Origin of the sequence: Pedobacter suwonensis (genome assembly GCF_900111825.1) — a bacterium.
In the GTDB taxonomy this organism is placed as follows: Bacteria; Bacteroidota; Bacteroidia; order Sphingobacteriales; family Sphingobacteriaceae; genus Pedobacter; species Pedobacter suwonensis.
In genome coordinates this window covers 115,893-137,469 of sequence record NZ_FOJM01000012.1, presented here as the reverse complement: position 1 = coordinate 137,469, position 21,577 = coordinate 115,893, and the positions used below count along the sequence as shown (strand labels likewise).

Genomic DNA, 21,577 nt, shown 5'->3' with positions numbered 1-21,577 from the left:
TTGAACTTCGAATATTTCATAGCAGGGCGGATAGCCATTAAATCTGAACGTACCTTTTCAAAACTCATTGTACGTATTGCAATAGCAGGCGTGATGTTGAGCCTGGCTGTTATGATTCTTTCCATAGCCATTATCAAGGGCTTTAAAACTGAAATTCAGGATAAAGTGAGGGGATATTTAGGCGATATACAAATTACCCGCTACGATCTGAATAATTCTTTTGAGCATTCTCCCTTTATTTTAGACCGGGAAACGGAAAAGATGCTCAAAAATAATCCTGATGTTGAATATTATTACCCTTTTGCTACAAAACCTGGTATTCTATCGGCCAATAATGAAATTGAGGGCATAAACTTTAAGGGGATAGATAAAAGCTATAAATGGGATTACATTAAACAGCATATTATCAGCGGCACCATTATCGATTTTTCTGATAGTACGGCGGCCATGCAGGAGCTACTGATTTCGAAATACACAGCTAACCGGTTAAAACTTAAAACAGGCGATGATTTTATCATGTACTTTGTTCAAAACCAGTTACGCCCGCGTAAATTTAAAATTGTAGGTATATACGATATTGGTGTTGAAGATATTGATAAGGGTTTTGTACTGGGCAATCTGAATATCATTAAACGCCTGAATAACTGGAAAGCTAATGAAATTGGTGGCGTAGAAATCAGGATTAAGGATTTCAGCAGACTTAAACCCATTTCCGATCATATTTATGAAAGTCTCCCGCGTAGTTTACGCTCATATTCCATTGAAGAAAATTTTCCTAATATTTTTACCTGGTTAGGCCTTCTTGATGTAAATACCAAAGTATTATTGATTCTGATGCTCATAGTAGGTGTAATTAATATGATTACAGCCTTGTTGATTATGATTCTGGAAAAGACCAACATGATCGGTATGTTAAAGTCGTTCGGGGCAAGCAACTGGAGCATTATGAAAATTTTCCTTTACAATGCGGCTTATTTAATCGGTATAGGATTGTTATTAGGGAATATTCTGGGCTTAGGTCTTGGGTTTTTACAGCAGTCTACGCACATTTTTAAGCTTAACCAGGCCTCATACTTTTTAGCGTATGCACCCATAGAGTTTCATTTTATTGATGTGCTGTTGCTTAATATCGTTACGGTAGTGGTTTGTTTAGCCGTTTTGATTATTCCTTCGTTGCTGGTGAGTAAGGTTTCGCCACTTAAGGCAATCCGGTTTAAATAAAAAACTTGGGACACCGGACAGATCATTTCCCGATGCCCAAGCAACCTAAACTATGCCCTTGCTTACTCACACCTTTACGGCTTGTGCAATATTACATTTCTGATGAAGAACCCCGTCTCAAATCATATTCCAGTCAAAAGCTGCTGTCCATACACTGATATCCTCAAATTGCCAAGGTCATATTTGAAAGTATGGATTCCTTTCAAAGATTTGTAAATTGGCATCTGGTGCAATATTGAATTTCCATCCCATAATGCAACCGGCTGATTTCAGGTGCAAACATCGTGATCATCGATACTCCACTCCATAAACATTTACATTGGTGTTTTTTTTGAGCCTAAAGATAGAATGAGGATGAAAAGGACAATACAGATTTGGACATTCATACCCCTTAAACGGAGTTGATAATAAAAACGCTACACTCCAATCGAAATCCATTCTGTACCTTGTGTACTGTGGATAAATTCAGTCCGTGGTTCGAGGTTTAGATAGGGATAAGTAACTTTGGAAAGATATAGACCGGTGGGATGGGCAGGTAATGATATTTTGGAAGGTTTAAGGGTAATGAGTTCGCTTTCAAACTCATCAAAACTGAGCTGTCCTTTGCCTACCATCAGGATTTTGCCCATAATCAAGCGGATCATTTTACCCAAAAAGCGGTTGCTGGCAATATGAAACCTTAATCTGTCGCCCTTTGGGTTTACAAATAAATCGGCTTCCATTACGTTGCAGATGGTATGTTCATATTTATCCGGATGCGTACAAAAAGCCCTGTAGTCTTTATATTGAGGTAATAATTTTACCACAGCTTTCATTTTATCAAAATTTAAATCGTTTAATAGATAAAAAGAACTTTGGTTAGTTAAAAAAGGATCTTTGTAGGTATGGACAAAATAGTCATATTTACGCTGTACAGCATCAAACCGGGCATGCGGCTTGCCTTCCATTTTAATAATGTCGAACACGGCGATATTGGAAGGTAAAGCTTTATTCAAAATGTAAAGCAGATTGGGATTGATCTCTTTTTCGATATCAGCATGGAAGAAAAACTGACTGGCATGCACGTGTGCATCAGTACGGCCGCAGCCGTTAATGGCAATTGGCGATTTTAAAATCTTCGACAGGGTTTGTTCTATAACTTCCTGAACGCTTTTTATACCAGGTTGTTTTTGCCACCCATTGTAGTGCTGGCCTTGATAGGCAATATGAAAGAAATACCTCATTATTCTGCTGCAATTTTACGGAAATTTTAGCAGCAGGAATATTAAATGATACTTTTGTGCTGTAAATTTTAATATGGATTCAATAAACTGTCCTTGTGGAAGCGGAATAACTTTTCAGCAATGTTGCCAGCCTTATCACTTAAAAACGAAAACAGCGCCAACTGCCGAGGCTTTAATGCGTTCCAGATATTCGGCCTTTGTAGTCACTGATGCAGATTATCTTTATGAAACTACGCATATCAGCAAAAGAAAGAACCATTCTAGAAGGGGTTATTTAAGCAGTGCGAAAAATACCAGATGGCTAAAGCTCGAGATTGTTTTTTCCGCTTTTGATGTGGTAGAGTTTAAGGCCTACTATCTGAACAAAAAATTTCAGACCGAAGTGTTGCATGAAAAATCTAACTTTAGGTTAGAAGATGGTAAATGGTATTATGTTGATGGGGATTTTTACTCATGATAAAAATTCATTCAGGTTATCGGGCTTAATCAGCTATTGCTCTTGAATCATAATCGCAAATTTGATATAAATTTTGCGAATCGATTCGCAAAATTTATATTAAATTTGCGAATTCACTCTTTTTAGCTATATTTTCTTCGCTTCGTTCCAATATACATCCATTTCTGCAAGTGTCATATCGGCTAAGGCCTTTCCGTTTTCCTTTGCTTTATTTTCCAGGTATTGGAAACGTTTGATAAATTTTTTATTGGTTTTCTCTAATGCATTCTCCGGGTTGATATTGATAAAACGGGCATAATTGATTAATGAGAATAATACATCGCCAAATTCTGACTCAGCTTTTTCGATATCGATTGCCGTATTGTCTGCTACATTAAATTCAGTTTTAAACTCCTGCAATTCCTCCTCTACTTTCTCCCATACCTGGTTTTTATCTTCCCAATCAAAGCCTACTCCACGTGCTTTTTCCTGAATACGGGCAGCTTTAACCAATGCGGGCAGTGAAGAGGGCACACCAGCCAATACCGATTTGTTGCCTTCTTTTAGCTTAATCTGTTCCCAGTTGCGTTTAACATCTTCTTCATTCTCTACTTCAACATCGCCATAAATATGTGGGTGGCGGTTTACCAGTTTATCGCAAACGCCGTTTAAAACATCAGTAATGTTAAAATCGTTGGTTTCTGAAGCAATTCTGGCATAAAAAACGAGGTGCATCATCACATCGCCAAGTTCCTTTTTAATTTCGTCTAAATCGCCGTCTAAAATGGCATCGCTTAACTCATAAGTTTCCTCAATAGTTAAATGGCGCAGCGTTTCCATGGTCTGCTTTTTATCCCAGGGGCATTGCGTGCGCAAGGTATCTAAAACGGTAAGTAAACGTGTAAAGGCATCAGCTGGATTATTGGCGCTTGCAGGAATTGGATTGTTAGGCATATTTTATGGTTGAAATAGATTTATCGAACGCTAAAGTACCAAACCCAGGCGATTAAGAAAAACTGAAAAGGAATTCTGAACCATAAATATTTTGGTCCGGGGCCTGGTTTATATAAATTTTCGTAATTGATGCGGTGTCTGGCTGCATAAATATTTGCAGGTAGAATGGCTATGTAAAAAATAATCAATGCTATTCCGGTAAAATGCTTGGTGCCTGGTATCGCCAATCCGATTGCAAATAAGATTTCCAGCATTCCTGTTAACATTACAAGTTCTACTTTTTTGGGAATGAATAGTGGAACCATTGCTGCCATACTGGTTTTAAATTTGAAATGGCCAACAGCAGTAAATACCAGCATTGCGGCCATTGCCATATTACCTGCAAAAATATCTCCTTTATCAAAGGTGGTGTGTTGGCCAAAAGCCATCAGCGCAACATAAACGATTACCAGGACAAATAGGGGTTTCATTAATTTAACCGATTTACTTTATTAAATTAAATGCAATTAGTATTGTAGCAACAAACAATACCAAAAGGCCGGATAAGAAGATGAAGTCGGCGGCTTTTTCCAGCCGCTGGCTTGTTGTTTTTTGTCTTCTCATTGAGATAAAAGATAAGATGCAGCTGGTCATAAAAAACATTACCGCAGCTACGGCAAATTCGTCAATTAGGGAGCCATCGTTGAGTGCGAGTTTTTTCAAAGACGTGAGTACAATAAAGCAAATACCCAGGAGATTGGCAGAAGTGCTTAAAATATGAGGCGATCTGTTTTCGGCCATTTTAATCTTTTTCTTCTAATTTAATCTTTTTTGTAATCCGGTAAACCCGTTTCTTTTTATCGGGCCTGTGTTCTTCTCCCATTAATATGCCCCAGGGTTTTAAGCCATCTACTCTATCGAAAATTATTTTTAAGATGGCCAAATATGGAATACATAAAAACATGCCTGAGATACCCCAGATCATTTCGCCAACAACGATACCGATAAAAGCAAATAAAGCATTTATTTTTACTTTAGAACCTACTACTAATGGCATCAGCACATTTCCATCTATGGCATGCACCCCAACATACGCAATTAAAACCAGCAGTACTTTACCAGCACCTGCGGTAGCGAAAGTGATCAGGCAGCTTACCAGTAAGGCGAAGAATATTCCCAAATAAGGAACCACATTGAAAATCCCTGCCACCAAGCCCAATAGAACAGCGTATTTAACGCCCAATAAACTCAGCACCGTAATCATTAATACCGTAACAATAAGCATTTGCAAGAACAAACCTATAATGTATTTTTTAATGATGTACTGAATCTGGCTCACAATTTCTGCGACTTTTTCTTTATGTTCTTCGCTAAAAACAGAAGTTAAGAACGTAAATAATACCCTGCGGTAATTTAAAATAAAGAAGGTGAATAGTAATGTGAAACCTAAGAACAATAGGGTAGAAGATAAGGTTGATAGGGTTGTAGCTACAATTGCAGCACTGGTAGCCAAAGCTTTTTCCGTGCTATCGTTTAAATAACTGAGCTGTTTCTGAGAATTTATGCCGAAAGTATGCGAAATCCATTTTTGCAGTTCGTGATAGGAAACGTTTGCTTTCTCTTTAAGTAACGGCCAATCTGCCCATAAATCGCTGAGTTGATTGCCAAAAAAGTATACAATTCCGCCAATAACAGCAATCATCAGAATCACCGATAGTAAGGTTGACAAACTTCTTTTGAATTTTAAACGGTGCTCTAAAAAATTGCCTACAGGTAATAGTAAGATTGCCATTAAAAAAGAAAAAAGCAAAGGAGCCAGCAAAGAGTGGCCTAAAATGGCAATGTAGGTTAAACTGATTAAACAGAAGAGAACCAGTGCCAGTTTGGGTAGAAAAGATAGTTTTTCTTTCATATTTATTAAAATCCTGTTTAATACAAAATGCCCGAATAATTGTTTCATTAATCGGGCATTTAAATATAAGAGATATTTTTAATAACTACTCGCTTGATCTAAATGAGAAATTTCTTCTGCTGACAATTTCAAATTAGCAGCTTCAGTAAACGACTTTAGTTGGTTTAAATCAGTAACACTTGCAATTGGGGCAGTAACAGACGGATGGTTGATTAACCAGGCCAAAGCTACAGAAGCCGGCTCCACCTGATGTTGCGCTGCAACCTGATCAAGGGCTGCTAAAATTTTAAAACCACGTTCATTCAGGAATTTTTTTACGCCCCCGCCACGCTGGCTTTTGTTCAGATCGTTTTCGCTGCGATATTTGCCGGTTAGGAAACCACTGGCAAGCGAATAATAAACCACAACACCCAAATCATAATCCAGGCAGATTTTTTCATGTTCCTGTTCAAAGTCTACTCTATCATAAAGGTTATACCCTGGTTGGTAGACTTCATAACGGGGCAAGCCATTTTCGGTAGCATAAATTAAAGATTCCCTAAGTCGATCGGCAGAAAAATTTGAAGCACCGATCCAGCGGACTTTGCCTGCCTTAATTAAAGTTTCGTAGGCATTTAAAGTTTCTTCAACAGGGGTAGTTTCATCGTCAAAGTGCGAAAAATAGAGATCGATATAATCGGTTTGCAAGCGAGATAAAGAATGTTCTACTTCATTGATGATATAATCTTTCTTCAACGATTTGCCCTGTCCCATATCTGAACCTACTTTGGTTGCGATAATAATTTCGTGGCGTTTGTTTTGTTTTTTCAGCCAGTTACCAATAATCTTTTCCGATTCGCCTCCATTATTTCCAGGCACCCAACGGGAATATACATCTGCCGTGTCGATAAAATTGAAGCCACTTGCTAAAAATTGGTCTAATATTTCAAATGATTTCTTTTCATCAATCGTCCAGCCGAAAACATTTCCTCCGAATACAATTGGTGCAATATGTAAATCTGTTTTGCCTAAAATTCTTTTTTCCATGATACGAATGTTAATGTTAATCTAACAAATTTAGATTGTACTGGTTTGGCAGGTGCTCTAAATTATGTAAAATGATGTTATAGATTAACCGCAGAGTGCGCAAAGAGAAAGGCGCAGAGCACACGGAGTTCGGTGGCTGTTCTTGTTGTGCATATTTTTACCACGAGGCATGAAGACACTAAGAGTAAGGCACGGAGAGCACAGAACTTGGAGACTATTCTTATGCAATGCCATCTCCGGACATTCTGACCCCAACTTCTTCCATATCCATCCTCCATTTCACATCGTTCATTTTACATCCTCTATTTTCATCATCCATTTCCCATCTTTTACATCCCTTTAACCGCTTTCAGCATCTCTCTTTTTCCGGGGGCGCCAGGCAATTTTTCTATGTTAAATCCGCAGGCTTTAACCGCTCTTTTTAATTTTCCCGTAATGGCGTAGGTAACAAAAGTTCCTCCAGGCTTCAAGAAACTGCAGGCATGTGCAATAATTTCATCACTCCACATTTCGGGTTGGTGCTGTACCGAAAATGCATCGTAATAAATCAGGTCAAATTTTTTATTGCCGCGGTATTCGGCCAATGTAGTATACGGAATTTCTAATGTGCAAAGTGGTGATAGTTTTTGAGGGCCTTTTAATGCTTCTGGGTAGTTGGAAATAAAACTGGTCCATATTTCTTCAGAAACATATGCTGCATAACCTGTTTGCTCAATTATTGTTGTAGTCAGTGGAAAAGCTTCAATACTGGTATAACTCAGTTTTATATTGTTTTCCGCACAATATTCGAAACTTAAAATAAAATTTAACCCCGTGCCGAAACCAACCTCTAAAATGGAAATTTCATCCTGGTTGGTGGAAGCAAATTTCAAACCTGCATCAATAAACACATGTTTGCTTTCCTGCAGTGCACCATGTTTACTGTGGTAGTGTTCGCCTATGGTTTCGTTATAAAGTGTATTGGAACCGTCGGCAGTAGGCGTTATAATATTCATGGGCTTGGATTATTTGATTTTCGAAGGTAATGGTGCAAATATAGGAACAGGATGGATAGGATTTTTGGATTTTCAGGATCAATTAGCAATTCAATGATCAAGAATTATTTAAAGATCTTATCTGTCTTTATACTTTCATCTTGCTACTTGTATCTTGCTACTAGTATCTTTGGTCTTTAACTTTTAATCTTTTGTGATTAGCTTTGATCTTACCCTAAACCCTAGCAAATATGGATATCGAATCGTTCAGAGAATATTGTTTAAGTTTACCCGGTACTACAGAAGGCATGAAATGGGAGCATTTGTGTTTTATGATAGAAGAAAAAATTTATGTCATTATCGCTATTGATGAGGGAAATCGATTTTCCATCAAATGTGATCCGGATGAATTTGACGAACTTTCTGCGATAGACGGCATTTCACAAGCATATCATATGGCAAAGCGGCAATGGATCCAGATCGAGAATTTAGAAGTATTGAACGATAATGAGCTAAAAAGAAGGGTGGCCGATTCAAGAGCGATGGTGTTAGCCAAATTACCAAAGAAAACACAGGCAAAGTACGCTTAATATCTATGCTAAGTAACTTTCACGTGCATTAGGTACAGGATTATACTGTAAATTGACTGGGAATTATTGTTCGCCCTTAGTTTCTTCTTTTGTTGTTTCGTCTTTTTTTTTGCCTTTATCTGCATTCAGTTCTTTCGACTTCATAATATTAAAACGGTACATTTCTTCAATACCAACCAGTTTTCGCGTGCATTTATCAATGTCTGTACCTTCTTCCCATAAATAGGGACGGAAGCTATAGGTTTTGGTCCCATCCAAATTGGCAATGAATTGATTCCAGCTGCTCCAGCGTAATCCCTTGTAAAATTTGGAAAGATCACTGTCGAAGCAAAAAACGAGAAACTCCCCATAACCAGCTCCAAGTGGTTGCCAGGTTAAGGTATTGGGTTCAAGATAATACACATTTTTAATGTCTTTGCCCAAACCGCCGTAGTTGATGGCAAAAAAACCGCCTACTGCATCATCGGCAACTAAGAGGTAGGGAATGTTATCGCCATACTCCTTTAAGGTTTTCCCTTTGTTCCAATCGGCTACGTTTCTGTTTAATCTTTCACTGCCGGAGCCTAAAATTCTAATCCAGCCGTTATCTACCATAATGCCTCCGGTATTGTAAATTACCGAACCAAGTGTGGCATAGGTTGTCATTTGCGAGTGGTACAAAACCTCCTTCGCCCTTGCAGAATCAACGGGCAGAACCTCTACCTTGTTTTTTGCAGAGTCAATCCATTTTTTTACCAATGGCCATGCAGGATCTGTTTTGTTGATTAATTTTTCAATACTGATCATGTTATTTTCCTGGGCAAAACCTGAGAGGGAAAATAAGGATAACGCAAAGATAAAGAGGTAGGAAATTGGACTTTTCATGGATAGGGTAATTATGTTTTTTCAAAGATAGGATGATAATTAAGAATTGTTTAAACGAGCAGGATTAATTTTTGATTGAGGTAAGTGTTGAATTAGTTATTGGTTTGTGGGGACACAAACCAAGGCGACCTTGCACCGCATTTGAAAAAAAAGCGTCCCGAAATAATCGGGGCGCTTATAATATTTAAATTTATGATAATGGAAATTTTAAAGTTGAGGGAGGCAGAGTCTTATAAATTCGACTTTCAACCTCTATTAAATGATCGAACTTAAAAAGCCTTACACTCTACACCTTCCAGCCTTCAACCTCAAATCTACCACATTCTGATTCTGTCTTCAGGTTTTTTGTATAGTTTATCGCTAGGTTTAACATCAAAAGCTTCATACCAGGCATCCATATTTACAGGCGCACCAATGGTACGGTAAGGACCTGGAGAATGCGGATCTGTTTTAATTAACTGGGCTGCACTTTCTGGTAAAATATTACCCCTCCATACCTGTGCCCAGGCCAAGAAGAAACGCTGATCTGGTGTAAAACCATCGATTTTTTCATTACTTTGACCTTGTTTGGTCATTTTAAAAGCCGTGTAAGCAGCATTTAAACCGCCTAAATCGCCAATGTTTTCGCCCATGGTTAACTTACCGATTACATGAACCGTATCTAACACCGTATAGGCGTCAAACTGCTCGCCCAAAGCTTTGGTTTTAGCATCAAATTTAGCTTTGTCTTCAGCTGTCCACCAGTTTTTTAAGTTGCCGGCGGCATCATATTGGCTACCGCTGTCATCAAAGCCATGACTCATTTCGTGACCAATTACCGCACCGATACCGCCATAGTTAACGGCATCGTCAGCATTTGGGTCGAAGAAAGGGAACTGTAAAATACCCGCTGGGAAAACAATTTCGTTTAATGTAGGGCTGTAGTAAGCATTAACCGTTGGAGGCGTCATGCCAAAGCGTTTACGATCAACCGGTTTACCTAACTGGTTAACCATTTCATTATAACCCCAAACGCTTGCATTGCGTAAATTCTGGAAATAAGTATCTTTATTGATCACTAAACCATCGTAGTTTTTCCATTTTTCGGGATAACCCACTTTGGGTGTAAATGCATTTAATTTAGCTAAGGCCTTTTGTTTGGTTTCAGGACTCATCCATTCTAAACCTTTAATTCGGATTTCGAATGCTTTACGCAGGTTCACAATCATCTGGTTCATGCGTTCTTTAGCTTCCGGCTTAAAATATTTATCTACATAAAGCTGGCCTAATAATTCGCCAATGGTGCCGTCTGTTAGAGATGACATGCGTTGCCAACGCGGCGTTTGCACTTTCTGACCGGTTTGAGCTTGTGTGAAAGCGAAGCTTGCCTTTACAAACGGAGAACTTAAACTAGAAGCTGAACTTTTTAAAATATTCCATTCTAAATAGGTTTTCCAATCTTCAACAGGAATTGATTTCAACATTCCATCTAGGCTTGCCATAAATTTAGGCGATGAAACCAGAACAGTATCTTGATTTTTGATTTTGAACTTAGGTAAATAGGTCGTCCAGTTAATGTCAGGTGTTTTTTTGTTCAGCTCTGCAACGGTAAGTTTGTTATACGTGGCATAAGGATCGCGCATTTCCAAACGGCTCATCTGCGCTTCAGCAAATTGCTTTTCAATTTTATAAACAGTTGTTGCTTTTTGTCTGGCTTCTTCAGCGGTACTTCCTGTTAAGGTAAACAAAGTTACCATATAGGTGTTGTAAGCATCGCGGATCTTCACACTTCGCGCATCGTCTTTAAGGTAATAATCACGGTCAGGAAGTGTTGTACCACCCTGACTGATATTCACCATGTATTTGTTCACATTCTTGCGGTCCTGGCCAACACCCAAACCAAACATTCCGCCGCCCAAACCATTGGTGCGCATGTAGGCCACCTGATCAAGCACACCCTGGATGTTTTTGATTTGCTTGATTTTCGCTAAATCGGCTTTGATAGGTGTATAACCCAATTTTTCAATGGTCGCACTATCCATGGCGGCTGTATAAAAATCGCCAACTCTATGCTTAACCGAACCTGCAGGAGCAGATTTATCGGCAGCTGCATCTTCCACTAAAGATTTAACAGCATTGATGTTGAAATCGCGGAGTTCGTTAAATGAACCCCAGCGCGTTTCTTTAGCAGGAACCGGATTGTTTTTTATCCACGTACCACTCGCGTAGGTGTAGAAATCGTCGCCTGGTTTAACGGATAAATCCATATTAGCAGGGTCGATAAATTTTTTCGTTTGTGCATTTGCAGAAAAGCCAGCAGCGATTATACCCAGCGCCGCAAAATATCTTTTCAAATTTTGGTATTTCATTCGCTTAATAAGTTAATAATGATGCGAAATTTAGGAAATACTAATTGATACTGGTGTAATATATTAAGAATATTACTTGTTAAACCAGTAATAAATTTTTGCCAAGCCAAGACGTCTGATCAAGTCGGAAGCTGAAAAAGGAATTTTGATAGATTTCATGATTTTAAATCTTTATATCACTATTAACATTTTTTAACAAAATTTATTGTGCGCTTGTGAAAAATATTGCTATCAAGAATGATTCAGAATAAAACCTATTATTTTCCATAAATTTGAAATACTGATTAAACTTAGCATGTTTTTTGAAGTTTCAAAGTTTAGTAAGTAATTAAGAAGGTAATGCACTAGATACAGTATATAATGACCCACTCACATGATAACGAAGATAGCTGTTGCAGCAGTAAAGAAAATGCCGGATCAAAACATGCACATCATGATGGTCATGCACACGAAGAGGGTGACGGGCATAACCATGATCATGGGGGTGATCCATCAGCCTTTAAAACTTATTTGCCAGCTATTGTAACATTGGTTATGCTGCTGGTTGGAATTGCGTTTGATAACCTTTTTAATTTGCCGGCATTTCAGGTCATTCGTCCTTACTGGTACATTGTGGCTTATTTACCCGTAGGTGTTCCGGTTTTACGCGAAGTTTGGGAAACATTTAAGGCGAAAGATTTTTTTACCGAGTTCTCTTTAATGTCTATTGCCACTATTGGTGCTTTTGCTATCGGCGAGTATCCTGAAGGCGTAACGGTTATGCTTTTCTATACTATTGGCGAACTGTTTCAAATGGCTGCGGTAAACCGCGCAAAAAGAAATATCAAAGCATTGCTTGATGTCAGGGCAGAAGTGGCGCATGTATTCCGAAATGGAAAATATGAAGATGTCGATCCCGAAAAAGTAGAGATTGGTGAAACGATACAGATAAGGGCTGGTGAGAAAACGCCGTTGGATGGCGAATTGATCAACGATAAAAGCAGTTTCAATACTGCTGCCTTAACGGGCGAGAGCAAACCCCGCACGATTGTTAAAGGCGAATCGGTTTTGGCCGGAATGCTTAATTTAGAAAAGGTAATTGAAGTTAAAGTTACCAAAGCTTTTGCTGACAGTGCATTGTCGCGCATTTTGGAAATGGTTCAGAATGCCACTACACGTAAAGCCAAAACCGAACTCTTCATCCGCAAATTTGCGAAAATATATACGCCGATTGTTTTCTTTTTGGCCCTTGCGCTGATCACTCTTCCAATTTTGGTTTTGGGAAGTGAATATCACTTCCAAACCTGGTTGTATCGTTCGTTGGTTTTTTTGGTTATATCTTGTCCATGTGCGCTGGTGATTTCTATTCCACTGGGTTATTTTGGAGGAATTGGTGCAGCATCAGCAAATGGTATTCTTTTTAAAGGCTCAAATTTTCTTGATTTAATTACCAAGCTTAATACTGTTGTGATGGATAAAACGGGCACCTTAACAAAAGGTGTTTTTAATGTTCAGAAAGTAGAAAGCAGTATAGATGAAAAAGATTTTTTAAGCTTACTAACGGCTGTAGAAGCAAAATCTACCCATCCAATTGCGAAAGCTATTGTGGCATATGCAGGCCAGAAAGAAATCCATCCTGCCGAAAATATCGAGGAAATTGCCGGGATGGGTTTAAAGGGTTTGGTTAATGGCAAAGAGGTTCTGGCAGGTAATGCTAAACTTCTGGAGAAATACAATATTGATTTTGATCCTAAAATTACTTCGATAGAAGAAAGTATCGTTGTGGTTGCTATTGACCAGAAATACGTGGGTTATGTTTTAATTGCAGATGAAATAAAAGAAGATGCCGCCGATGCCATCAAACAGCTTCACGAAAACGGAATAAAACAGGTGGTGATGTTAAGTGGCGATAAAACCTCAATCGTTAGAAAAGTTGCCGAAAGTTTGGGGATCGATACTTATTTCGGAGATTTATTGCCCGAAGATAAAGTTGCCAGACTGGAAGAAATTAAAAACGATAAAAGCAAGGTTGTGGCTTTTGTGGGCGATGGAATTAATGATACACCGGTATTGGCGCTCAGCGATATCGGTATGGCCATGGGTGCAATGGGTAGTGATGCAGCTATCGAAACAGCAGATGTAGTCATTCAAACTGATCAACCTTCTAAAATTGCGACCGCTGTTAAAATAGGTAAAGCCACGAAAAATGTAGTGATCCAGAATATCATATTGGCATTTACTGTGAAAGCAATTGTTTTAATTTTAGGTGCAGGCGGAATCGCGACCATGTGGGAGGCTGTTTTCGCTGATGTTGGTGTAGCACTCCTGGCGATTTTAAATGCAGTGAGAATTCAGAAAATGAAGTTTTTTTGATGGATTAATTGTTTAAATTGGTTAATCGGTTAACTGTCTTCAGAATAAAACATTTTTTCACTGATTCAATAGTAACTGCTAATTGCCAACTGAAAAACTTATTGGTGATTAGCAAGATATGTTGAAAAATAGAAAATCAGATTACTATAAAAATTAGTATATTTGATTATGTCTGAGCCAGTTCCATATCCTGTTTTAAACGATGATGAGCCTGTAAGGCAGCTTAATGAGCTTGATGCGTCATTAACTTACAGCTATGCCAATTATTTAAACTGGCTTTTTCCTGAAAGGGTAGAACTGATTAAAGGTAAAATCTTTAAGATGAGTCCTGCGCCATCAAGTTTTCATCAATTGATTTTGGGCAAAATATACCGTAGATTAGGTAACTTTCTTGAAAAACTACCCTGCAGGGTTTTTATCTCTCCATTTGATGTTCGTTTTCCTAAGGAAAGTCAAAATGATGAAGCTATTTTTACCGTTCTACAGCCCGATATATGTGTAGTTTGTAATAGCAGTAAAATTGATGCCCGTGGTTGCATCGGTGCACCCGATTTGGTTGTGGAGGTTTTATCGCCAAGTAATACCAAAACGGAATTGCTTCATAAATATCGCATTTACGAAGAATTTGGCGTTAAGGAATATTGGGTGGTGAGCCAGGGCGATAAAAGTATTTTGATCTATACCTTAAATGAAATTGGTAAATTTGAACCCTCTAAAATATTTACATTAAGCGAAAAAATTACATCAATCACATTACCAGGTTTTGAACTGGCTTTGGATGATGTTTTTGAAGATATAAATCCATAAACAATTTTTGGATTGCTACTTTTTTTAGTATATTCGTTTATGTCTGAACCAGTTCCATATCCTGTTTTAAATGATGATGAGCCTATAAGGCAGTTCAATGAGCTTGATGCGTCATTAACTTATAGCTATGCCAATTATTTAAACTGGCTTTTTCCTGAAAGGGTAGAGCTGATCGCCGGTAAAATCTTTAAGATGAGCCCAGCGCCATCAAGAGCACATCAGGAAGTCGCTGGTCGTATTTTCTTGAAAATCGGTAACTTCTTAAAAGGCAAACAGTGTAAGATTTATTCGGCTCCATTTGATGTTCGTTTTCCTAAAGAGAGCAAGGCTGATAAGAATGTATATACTGTATTACAACCAGATATTTGTGTCATCTGCGATAAGAGCAAACTGGATGCCCGTGGTTGTATCGGTGCGCCCGATCTGGTTGTCGAAATTTTATCACCTGGCAATACCAAAACGGAATTGCTTCATAAATATCGCATTTATGAAGAATTTGGCGTTAAGGAATATTGGGTAGTGAGCCATGGCGATCAAAGTATTTTAATTTATACCTTAAATGAGATGGGTAAATTCGAGCCCTCTAAAATATTTGCCCTAAGCGAAAAAATCACTTCAACCGTATTGCCAGGTTTTGAACTGGCATTGGATGATATTTTTGAAGATGTGGATTAATAACTTTATGACCAGTCTTATTTTGTACAGCCTAATTTTTCAAAACTGATTGATAGCCCAGCTTGACGTCTGAATTGTAGAACAAAGCAAGGATAGATAAAATACTTTACCTGCTATCTAAAAACTCATACTTATATCTGCCAAATAAAGCACATCCATACTTCATCTGTATTAGTCTTTGGCTTTCTCTGCTTTAGTCTTTCAGCTTTGCGCTTAATTAGCTATTTTTGGGCTTTTATAACAATTTTTCATGAGCATTTCCACCAAGTACAATCCTGCAGAAACAGAAGATAAATGGTATAGCTACTGGCTATCTAAAAAGTTTTTCCACTCAGAACCTGATGAGCGCGAACCTTACACCATCGTCATTCCGCCTCCAAACGTCACAGGTGTACTTCATATGGGGCATATGCTCAACAACACCATTCAGGATGTATTGATCCGCAAAGCCCGTATGCAGGGTAAAAATGCTTGCTGGGTGCCCGGAACCGATCATGCTTCTATCGCTACTGAAGCAAAAGTGGTTGCCATGTTAAAAGAGCAGGGTATAGATAAAAAAGATCTTTCGCGTGAAGAGTTTTTGAAATATGCCTGGGAATGGAAAGAGAAGTACGGTGGTATTATTTTAGAACAGTTAAAGAAATTGGGAGCAAGCTGTGATTGGGACCGTACCCGTTTCACCATGGAGGAGGATCTTTCTGAGGCAGTTATCGATTCATTTATCCATTTATACAAAAAAGGATGGATTTATCGCGGCATCCGTATGGTGAACTGGGATCCGGCTGGTAAAACAGCAGTTTCTGATGAAGAGGTAATCCGTAAGGAAGTAAACCAGAAATTATATTACATTAAATATCAGGTATCAAGCAGCAAGAATCAGGATGAGCCTGAATATTTAACTGTTGCTACAACGCGTCCGGAAACCATTATGGCCGATGCAGCCATCTGTATCAACCCAAATGATGAACGTTTTACACATTTAAAAGGCAAAAAGGTTTTTGTGCCTTTGGTTAACCACGAAATTCCGGTTATTGAAGACGAATATGTAGATATTGAATTTGGAACGGGCTGTTTAAAAGTTACCCCAGCGCACGATCTGAATGATTATGAACTGGGTGTTAAGCACAATTTGCCTGTTACTGATATTTTAAATGATGATGGTACCTTAAACGAACTGGCGGTAATTTTAGTAGGTGAAGACAGGTTTGTTGCCCGTAAAAAAATTGCCAAAATGTTGGAAGAGGCCGGTCATTTAGAAAAGGTAGAAGATTATAAATCACAGGTAGGTTTTTCTGAACGTACCGATGCCGCTATCGAACCGAAGCTATCGATGCAATGGTTCGTGAAGATGAAAGAAATGGCTCAGCCGGCATTGGATGATGTTTCGAACGGCGAAGTAAACCTGATTCCCAATAAATTTGAAAACACCTACCGTCACTGGATGGAGAATGTGCGCGACTGGAACATTAGTCGCCAGTTATGGTGGGGGCAAAGAATTCCGGCCTGGTATGATGATAAAGGAAACTGGGTAGTTGCCAAAACCAAAGATGAAGCTTTAGAGGAATTCTGGAAGAAAAAACATCTGGATGAAAATTGTTCAGATGAGGAAAAAGCTGGATTCAAACATCAGTTAGCGCCATTTTTAAGGCAGGATGATGATGTGATGGATACCTGGTTCTCGTCATGGTTGTGGCCAATTTCTGTTTTCGATGGCTTTAAAAACCCGGAAAATAAAGATATCAATTACTATTACCCAACCAATGATCTGGTTACGGCACCTGAAATTTTATTCTTCTGGGTGGCCCGTATGATTATGGCCGGACATGAGTTTATGGGCAAAAAGCCGTTTACAAATGTATACTTAACTGGTATTGTACGCGATAAATTAGGCCGTAAAATGTCTAAATCGCTGGGCAACTCACCAGATCCGATCGGGTTGATTGAAAAATATGGTGCCGATGCGGTTCGTGTTGGGATGTTGATGTCATCACCTGCCGGTAACGATTTGATGTTCGATGAAAGTTATTGTGAGCAAGGCCGTAATTTCGCCAGCAAAATTTGGAATGCGTTTCGTTTGGTAAAGGGATGGGAAGTTGATGAAAACCTGGTAAACCCGAATACGCAGGCTATATCCTGGTTTGAAAACCGTTTTAATGAGGCATTGGTAGAAATTGAAGCCAATTTTAAGCAATATCGACTTTCGGAAGCATTAACGATTACGTACAAATTGGTTTGGGATGATTTCTGTGCATGGTATTTAGAAATGGTTAAACCGGCTTACCAACAGCCGATTGATGCGGAGAGTTACAAAGCTACGATTGCCTTTTTTGAAAATATCATCAAGTTATTGCATCCGAATATGCCTTTCATTACTGAGGAATTATGGCATGATGATTTGTTTGGTGATCGTGCAGAAATGGATTGCTGTATTGTGGCCGAATTTCCGAAAGGGGGGGCTTTTGATGAGCAATTATTGAAAGATGCAGAGGTTATTAAAACCGTTGTAGCCGAAATTAGAAACGTAAGGAATCAGAAACAGATTTCTCCTAAAGAAGCCTTGCCTTTAAATATCAAAATAAATTCTGAACTTGATTACGAAAAATGGTTAAACATTGTTTTCAAATTGGCCAATGTTTCAGAAGCGGAGATTGTAAATGATAAAATTGTTGGTGCAACAGCTTTTATGGCAGGTAAAGATGAATTCTTTATTCCACTGACCGAAAATGTTGATGTTGAGGCTGAGCGCCAACGCCTAAATGCTGATCTGGTTTATCTTCAGGGTTTCTTGAAGTCAGTTGATGCCAAATTGAGCAATGAGCGTTTCGTGCAGAATGCGAAACCTGAAATTATTGCCAACGAGCGAAATAAAAAAGCCGATGCTGAGGCAAAAATCAAAATTATTGAAGAAAGTTTAGCGGTTTTAGGCTAGTTACAACTTCTCAGACCTATAAGGTTTTCAAAACCTTATAGGTCTTAAAAAGGGATTTTCTTTTTCCTTTCATTTCCCATCATACACCCTCTTACTACCTTCCTTTCTAAATTGTTACCTAAGCGTAGCCTTATATTAAACTAGAAACGCTAATTTGGATGCTGTTAAACGTGCATTAAATCGTTTAACTTGCAATCTATCTAACCTTATTAAACCGTTATATTCTATGGAAAATTCCAGAAGAAAGTTTATAAAACAATCAGCAATATTTGCTGCAGCAACCTATGCGGGTACCATGGGTATGAGTGCTAAAAGTTATGGCCGTATTATTGGCGCAAATGATCGGGTACGAGTTGGTGTTGTTGGATTTTCTGATCGTTTTAAAGATACGCTTCTGCCTTGCTTTCTGAACCATAATAAAGAACTTAACTTCGATATCGTAGGTCTTTCCGATCTTTGGAACTACCGAAGAGATTTAGGAATTGCCCATTTAAAAGAAAAATTCGGGCATGATATTAAAGCCTGCCGTAACAATGATGAGCTTTATGCCACAAAAGATCTGGATGCCGTAATTATCAGTACAGCCGATTTTCAGCATGCGCTACACACCATTGAGGCGGTAAAAGCCAGTTGCGATGCTTATGTGGAAAAGCCGTTTGCTGAGACGATGGATGACGCTAAAGCTGCATTTAAAGCGGTTAAAGCCAGCAAGCAGATTGTACAGATTGGCTCCCAAAGAAGGAGCGGTGAAAATTATATCAATGCTGCAAAATTTATCCAGGATGGAAAATTCGGGCCCATCACTGCGGTAGATCTGGTATGGAATGTAAACCAGCCCGGCAGATGGCGTAGACCGGATTTAGTGGCTAAATTAAAGGAAGAAGATATTGATTGGAAAAGATTTTTACTTAATCGGCCAAAGGAAGCTTTTGATCCAAGAAAATACCTGGAATATCGTTTATTCTGGCCTTATTCATCAGGAATGCCCGGGCAATGGATGAGCCACCAGATTGATACCGTGCATTGGTTTACCAATTTAAAACACCCGCGTAGCGTAGTGGCAAACGGAGGCATTTACACCTGGAAAGACGGCAGGAGGAACTGGGATTCGATGGTAGCTGTATTTGATTACGGCCAGCCGGATACCACCGATGGTTTCCAGGTTACCTTTACTTCAAGGATGCAGAACAGTGTTGGTGATGTAGGTGAAGTTTATTACTCGAATGGTGGTGAACTCAACCTGATAACCAATAAAGTATCGCCAAAGGGTGGTTTAAGGGAAAAAGAAGCTGCAGCCATGGGATTGAAAGCCAATCTTTTGCCTGAATTTGATTTAAGTAAAACCGAAATTAAAGCCGCAACCGGTGCCAATATGGGTGGTGATAGCTTAACCTCCGGTCATATGCGCAACTGGATGGAATGTGTGCGCAGCCGTAAAACACCAAATGCGCCTGTGGAAGCAGGTTATTCGCATTCTATTGCTAATATCATGACCAATGCTGCGGTACACACAGGTGCAAAAGCCATTTTCGATGAAGGAAAACAGGAAGTAATGGCGAACGGAAAAGTATTTAAGTATTAAAATAAAAATATCGTTATTGCGAGGTACAAGCCATCTATTTTGCAAAAAGATCGCTTCGTCATTCTTACCCGCAATGACGGCAAGAAAAACCTATCATGTTAAATTTAAAAAAATATAGTATTCTGGCGTTTTCGCTAATCAGTTTATCAGCAGCTGCCCAAAAAGCAAAACCATTATTTGATGGTAAAACGCTTACCGGCTGGAAAGCCGTTGCAGGTGCTGCTCCATATAAGGTTGAAGATGGAATGATTGTGGGAACGATGACCAAAGGCACACCCAACTCATTTTTGATTACCGAAAAAGAATACGGCGATTTCATTTTAGAACTGGATGTGAAGCTGGAAGGCGAAACGACCAACTCGGGTGTGCAAACCCGTAGCCATATTAAACCCGAAGGGAACGGCGGTAAAGGGTTGGTTTTTGGCAGGCAGGTAGAAATAGACCCTTCACCGCGGGCGTGGACGGGAGGAATTTATGATGAAGCCAGAAGGTTGTGGCTTTATCCTTTAGAACTTAACCCATCGGCCAAACCATTGTATAAAAAGAATGAATTTAACCATTACAGAATAGAATGTATTGGTAATGAAACCAAAACCTGGGTAAACGGAACGCCCGTTGCCTATGTGATCGATACTTTGGACCAATCTGGCTTTATTGGCTTACAGGTTCATGGTATTGGCAACAACCTGGATAACGATGGCAAGAAAGTTTATTTTAAAAATATCAATATCCAAACTGAAGGCTTGAAAGCCAAAGCTTTTCCAAAAGGCATTTACACCGTTAACTTAACGCCAAATGCCTTATCAGCTTATGAAAAATCGGAAGGTTATAAACTGTTATTTGATGGTAAAAGCAATGCAGGCTGGGTTGGTGCCTATAAAACTGCTTTCCCTGCCAAAGGATGGAAGATTGCGGATGGTATCATCAGTGTTGAACCTTCAGGAGGTGCAGAATCGACTAATGGAGGAGATATTGTAACGAAGGATGAATATGCTGCTTTTGACTTATCATTTGAGTTTAAGCTGACGCCCGGAGCCAATAGCGGTGTGAAATATTTTGTTACTTTAAGTGAAAACAATTCAGGTTCGGCCATTGGTTTGGAGTACCAGGTTTTGGATGATGAATTACATCCTGACGCTAAATTGGGCAGAGATGGAAACCGTACTTTGGCCTCTTTATACGATTTGATCACTTCGAAAAAAGAAGCCCGTTACCTGCGCCCAATCGGCAGCTGGAACAATGGACGTGTAGTGGTTTATCCGGATAACCGGGTAGAGCATTATTTAAATGGCGTAAAAGTGCTGGAATATACCCGTGGTTCAGCAGAGTTTAAAAAACTCGTTGCTATGAGTAAGTATAAAAACTGGAAAAATTTTGGTGAGGCGCCAAAAGGGCATATCCTACTGCAGGATCATGGTAACAAAGTAGATTTCAGAACGATTAAGATCAAAAAAATATAAGTTTTGATCTGAAAACGGGCATTGGTTCAGTATGGCGGCCTGCAGTCCCGCTTTCACTTATAGTCCTCGCTACGCTGTGGGCTATTTAGCTCATCTGGTAGCTGGGATCGGGTTTATCATTAACGTTTGTGCCTTGAAACAAGCCTATGAGCACTGACGGATGGTAATTAGCCCCGACATACGCGGAAATACTTTTTGTTGCATGTTAGGCCATACAGCAGCTACCTTGAACAAAAAGATTGCAG

General features: G+C 39.1%; 18 protein-coding genes. 9 read left to right on the top strand and 9 right to left on the bottom strand.

Going from position 1 to position 21,577, the window contains the following annotated elements; translation table 11 throughout:
• On the top strand, positions 1-1,221 hold the full coding sequence (locus BM107_RS16205) for an ABC transporter permease (RefSeq protein ID WP_090985206.1): 1,221 nt from the start codon (positions 1-3) through the stop codon (positions 1,219-1,221).
• A gap of 416 nt (positions 1,222-1,637) precedes the next feature.
• On the opposite strand, the gene truA is transcribed toward BM107_RS16205, so the two are convergent.
• Positions 1,638-2,444, bottom strand: coding sequence for a tRNA pseudouridine(38-40) synthase TruA (gene truA, locus BM107_RS16200; protein WP_090985204.1), 807 nt, complete (start codon positions 2,442-2,444; stop codon positions 1,638-1,640).
• 73 nt (positions 2,445-2,517) lie between these two features.
• Between truA and BM107_RS16195 the strand changes: the two genes are divergently transcribed.
• Positions 2,518-2,901: a YchJ family protein gene (locus BM107_RS16195; protein ID WP_244278836.1), complete on the top strand. Its 384-nt coding sequence runs from the start codon at positions 2,518-2,520 to the stop codon at positions 2,899-2,901.
• Positions 2,902-3,027: 126 nt separating this feature from the next.
• Here BM107_RS16195 and mazG read toward each other — a convergent pair whose 3' ends face one another.
• The 6 genes from mazG to mnmD form a co-directional block, all read right to left on the bottom strand.
• A complete protein-coding gene (gene mazG, locus BM107_RS16190) occupies positions 3,028-3,834 on the bottom strand; it encodes a nucleoside triphosphate pyrophosphohydrolase (protein ID WP_090985202.1) in 807 nt (268 codons plus the stop codon).
• A gap of 20 nt (positions 3,835-3,854) precedes the next feature.
• A complete protein-coding gene (locus tag BM107_RS16185; RefSeq protein WP_090985200.1) occupies positions 3,855-4,304 on the bottom strand; it encodes a DoxX family protein in 450 nt (149 codons plus the stop codon).
• 13 nt (positions 4,305-4,317) lie between these two features.
• Positions 4,318-4,614: a hypothetical protein gene (locus tag BM107_RS16180; protein WP_090985198.1), complete on the bottom strand. Its 297-nt coding sequence runs from the start codon at positions 4,612-4,614 to the stop codon at positions 4,318-4,320.
• A 1-nt stretch (position 4,615) separates the two neighbouring features.
• Positions 4,616-5,773: an AI-2E family transporter gene (locus BM107_RS16175; protein ID WP_244278835.1), complete on the bottom strand. Its 1,158-nt coding sequence runs from the start codon at positions 5,771-5,773 to the stop codon at positions 4,616-4,618.
• Positions 5,774-5,803: 30 nt separating this feature from the next.
• Positions 5,804-6,751: an aldo/keto reductase gene (locus BM107_RS16170; protein ID WP_090985196.1), complete on the bottom strand. Its 948-nt coding sequence runs from the start codon at positions 6,749-6,751 to the stop codon at positions 5,804-5,806.
• Between the two features lie 329 nt (positions 6,752-7,080).
• Positions 7,081-7,746 (bottom strand): tRNA (5-methylaminomethyl-2-thiouridine)(34)-methyltransferase MnmC2, encoded by a 666-nt coding sequence (gene mnmD, locus BM107_RS16165; protein WP_090985194.1) that lies wholly within the window; start codon positions 7,744-7,746, stop codon positions 7,081-7,083.
• Between the two features lie 230 nt (positions 7,747-7,976).
• On the opposite strand from mnmD, the gene BM107_RS16160 reads away from it, so the two are divergent.
• Complete coding sequence (locus tag BM107_RS16160) at positions 7,977-8,315, top strand: MmcQ/YjbR family DNA-binding protein (protein ID WP_090985191.1); 339 nt, start codon at positions 7,977-7,979, stop codon at positions 8,313-8,315.
• 63 nt (positions 8,316-8,378) lie between these two features.
• On the opposite strand, the gene BM107_RS16155 is transcribed toward BM107_RS16160, so the two are convergent.
• Positions 8,379-9,179, bottom strand: a complete 801-nt coding sequence (locus BM107_RS16155; protein ID WP_208864398.1) for a DUF2625 domain-containing protein — start codon at positions 9,177-9,179, stop codon at positions 8,379-8,381.
• Between the two features lie 314 nt (positions 9,180-9,493).
• Positions 9,494-11,527 (bottom strand): M13 family metallopeptidase, encoded by a 2,034-nt coding sequence (locus BM107_RS16150; RefSeq protein ID WP_090985189.1) that lies wholly within the window; start codon positions 11,525-11,527, stop codon positions 9,494-9,496.
• Between the two features lie 360 nt (positions 11,528-11,887).
• Between BM107_RS16150 and BM107_RS16145 the strand changes: the two genes are divergently transcribed.
• From BM107_RS16145 to BM107_RS16120, 6 genes are all read left to right on the top strand, one after another.
• Positions 11,888-13,879: a heavy metal translocating P-type ATPase gene (locus BM107_RS16145; protein ID WP_090985188.1), complete on the top strand. Its 1,992-nt coding sequence runs from the start codon at positions 11,888-11,890 to the stop codon at positions 13,877-13,879.
• 168 nt (positions 13,880-14,047) lie between these two features.
• On the top strand, positions 14,048-14,686 hold the full coding sequence (locus tag BM107_RS16140; RefSeq protein ID WP_090985186.1) for a Uma2 family endonuclease: 639 nt from the start codon (positions 14,048-14,050) through the stop codon (positions 14,684-14,686).
• A gap of 39 nt (positions 14,687-14,725) precedes the next feature.
• Complete coding sequence (locus BM107_RS16135; protein ID WP_090985184.1) at positions 14,726-15,361, top strand: Uma2 family endonuclease; 636 nt, start codon at positions 14,726-14,728, stop codon at positions 15,359-15,361.
• 250 nt (positions 15,362-15,611) lie between these two features.
• Positions 15,612-18,290, top strand: a complete 2,679-nt coding sequence (locus BM107_RS16130; protein ID WP_090985182.1) for a valine--tRNA ligase — start codon at positions 15,612-15,614, stop codon at positions 18,288-18,290.
• Positions 18,291-18,516: 226 nt separating this feature from the next.
• Positions 18,517-19,872: a Gfo/Idh/MocA family protein gene (locus tag BM107_RS16125; RefSeq protein WP_090985180.1), complete on the top strand. Its 1,356-nt coding sequence runs from the start codon at positions 18,517-18,519 to the stop codon at positions 19,870-19,872.
• Positions 19,873-19,967: 95 nt separating this feature from the next.
• Positions 19,968-21,332: a 3-keto-disaccharide hydrolase gene (locus BM107_RS16120; protein WP_090985178.1), complete on the top strand. Its 1,365-nt coding sequence runs from the start codon at positions 19,968-19,970 to the stop codon at positions 21,330-21,332.
• The last annotated feature ends 245 nt before the right edge of the window (positions 21,333-21,577 follow it).

Bases quoted from the DNA above. Each gene is read 5' to 3' on its own strand.
- truA (WP_090985204.1), bottom strand. From the start codon at position 2,444: ATGAGGTATTTCTTTCATATTGCCTATCAAGGCCAGCACTACAATGGG.
- BM107_RS16195 (WP_244278836.1), top strand. From the start codon at position 2,518: ATGGATTCAATAAACTGTCCTTGTGGAAGCGGAATAACTTTTCAGCAA.
- mazG (WP_090985202.1), bottom strand. From the start codon at position 3,834: ATGCCTAACAATCCAATTCCTGCAAGCGCCAATAATCCAGCTGATGCC.
- BM107_RS16185 (WP_090985200.1), bottom strand. From the start codon at position 4,304: ATGAAACCCCTATTTGTCCTGGTAATCGTTTATGTTGCGCTGATGGCT.
- BM107_RS16180 (WP_090985198.1), bottom strand. From the start codon at position 4,614: ATGGCCGAAAACAGATCGCCTCATATTTTAAGCACTTCTGCCAATCTC.
- BM107_RS16175 (WP_244278835.1), bottom strand. From the start codon at position 5,773: ATGAAACAATTATTCGGGCATTTTGTATTAAACAGGATTTTAATAAAT.
- BM107_RS16170 (WP_090985196.1), bottom strand. From the start codon at position 6,751: ATGGAAAAAAGAATTTTAGGCAAAACAGATTTACATATTGCACCAATT.
- mnmD (WP_090985194.1), bottom strand. From the start codon at position 7,746: ATGAATATTATAACGCCTACTGCCGACGGTTCCAATACACTTTATAAC.
- BM107_RS16160 (WP_090985191.1), top strand. From the start codon at position 7,977: ATGGATATCGAATCGTTCAGAGAATATTGTTTAAGTTTACCCGGTACT.
- BM107_RS16155 (WP_208864398.1), bottom strand. From the start codon at position 9,179: ATGAAAAGTCCAATTTCCTACCTCTTTATCTTTGCGTTATCCTTATTT.
- BM107_RS16150 (WP_090985189.1), bottom strand. From the start codon at position 11,527: ATGAAATACCAAAATTTGAAAAGATATTTTGCGGCGCTGGGTATAATC.
- BM107_RS16145 (WP_090985188.1), top strand. From the start codon at position 11,888: ATGACCCACTCACATGATAACGAAGATAGCTGTTGCAGCAGTAAAGAA.
- BM107_RS16140 (WP_090985186.1), top strand. From the start codon at position 14,048: ATGTCTGAGCCAGTTCCATATCCTGTTTTAAACGATGATGAGCCTGTA.
- BM107_RS16135 (WP_090985184.1), top strand. From the start codon at position 14,726: ATGTCTGAACCAGTTCCATATCCTGTTTTAAATGATGATGAGCCTATA.
- BM107_RS16130 (WP_090985182.1), top strand. From the start codon at position 15,612: ATGAGCATTTCCACCAAGTACAATCCTGCAGAAACAGAAGATAAATGG.
- BM107_RS16125 (WP_090985180.1), top strand. From the start codon at position 18,517: ATGGAAAATTCCAGAAGAAAGTTTATAAAACAATCAGCAATATTTGCT.
- BM107_RS16120 (WP_090985178.1), top strand. From the start codon at position 19,968: ATGTTAAATTTAAAAAAATATAGTATTCTGGCGTTTTCGCTAATCAGT.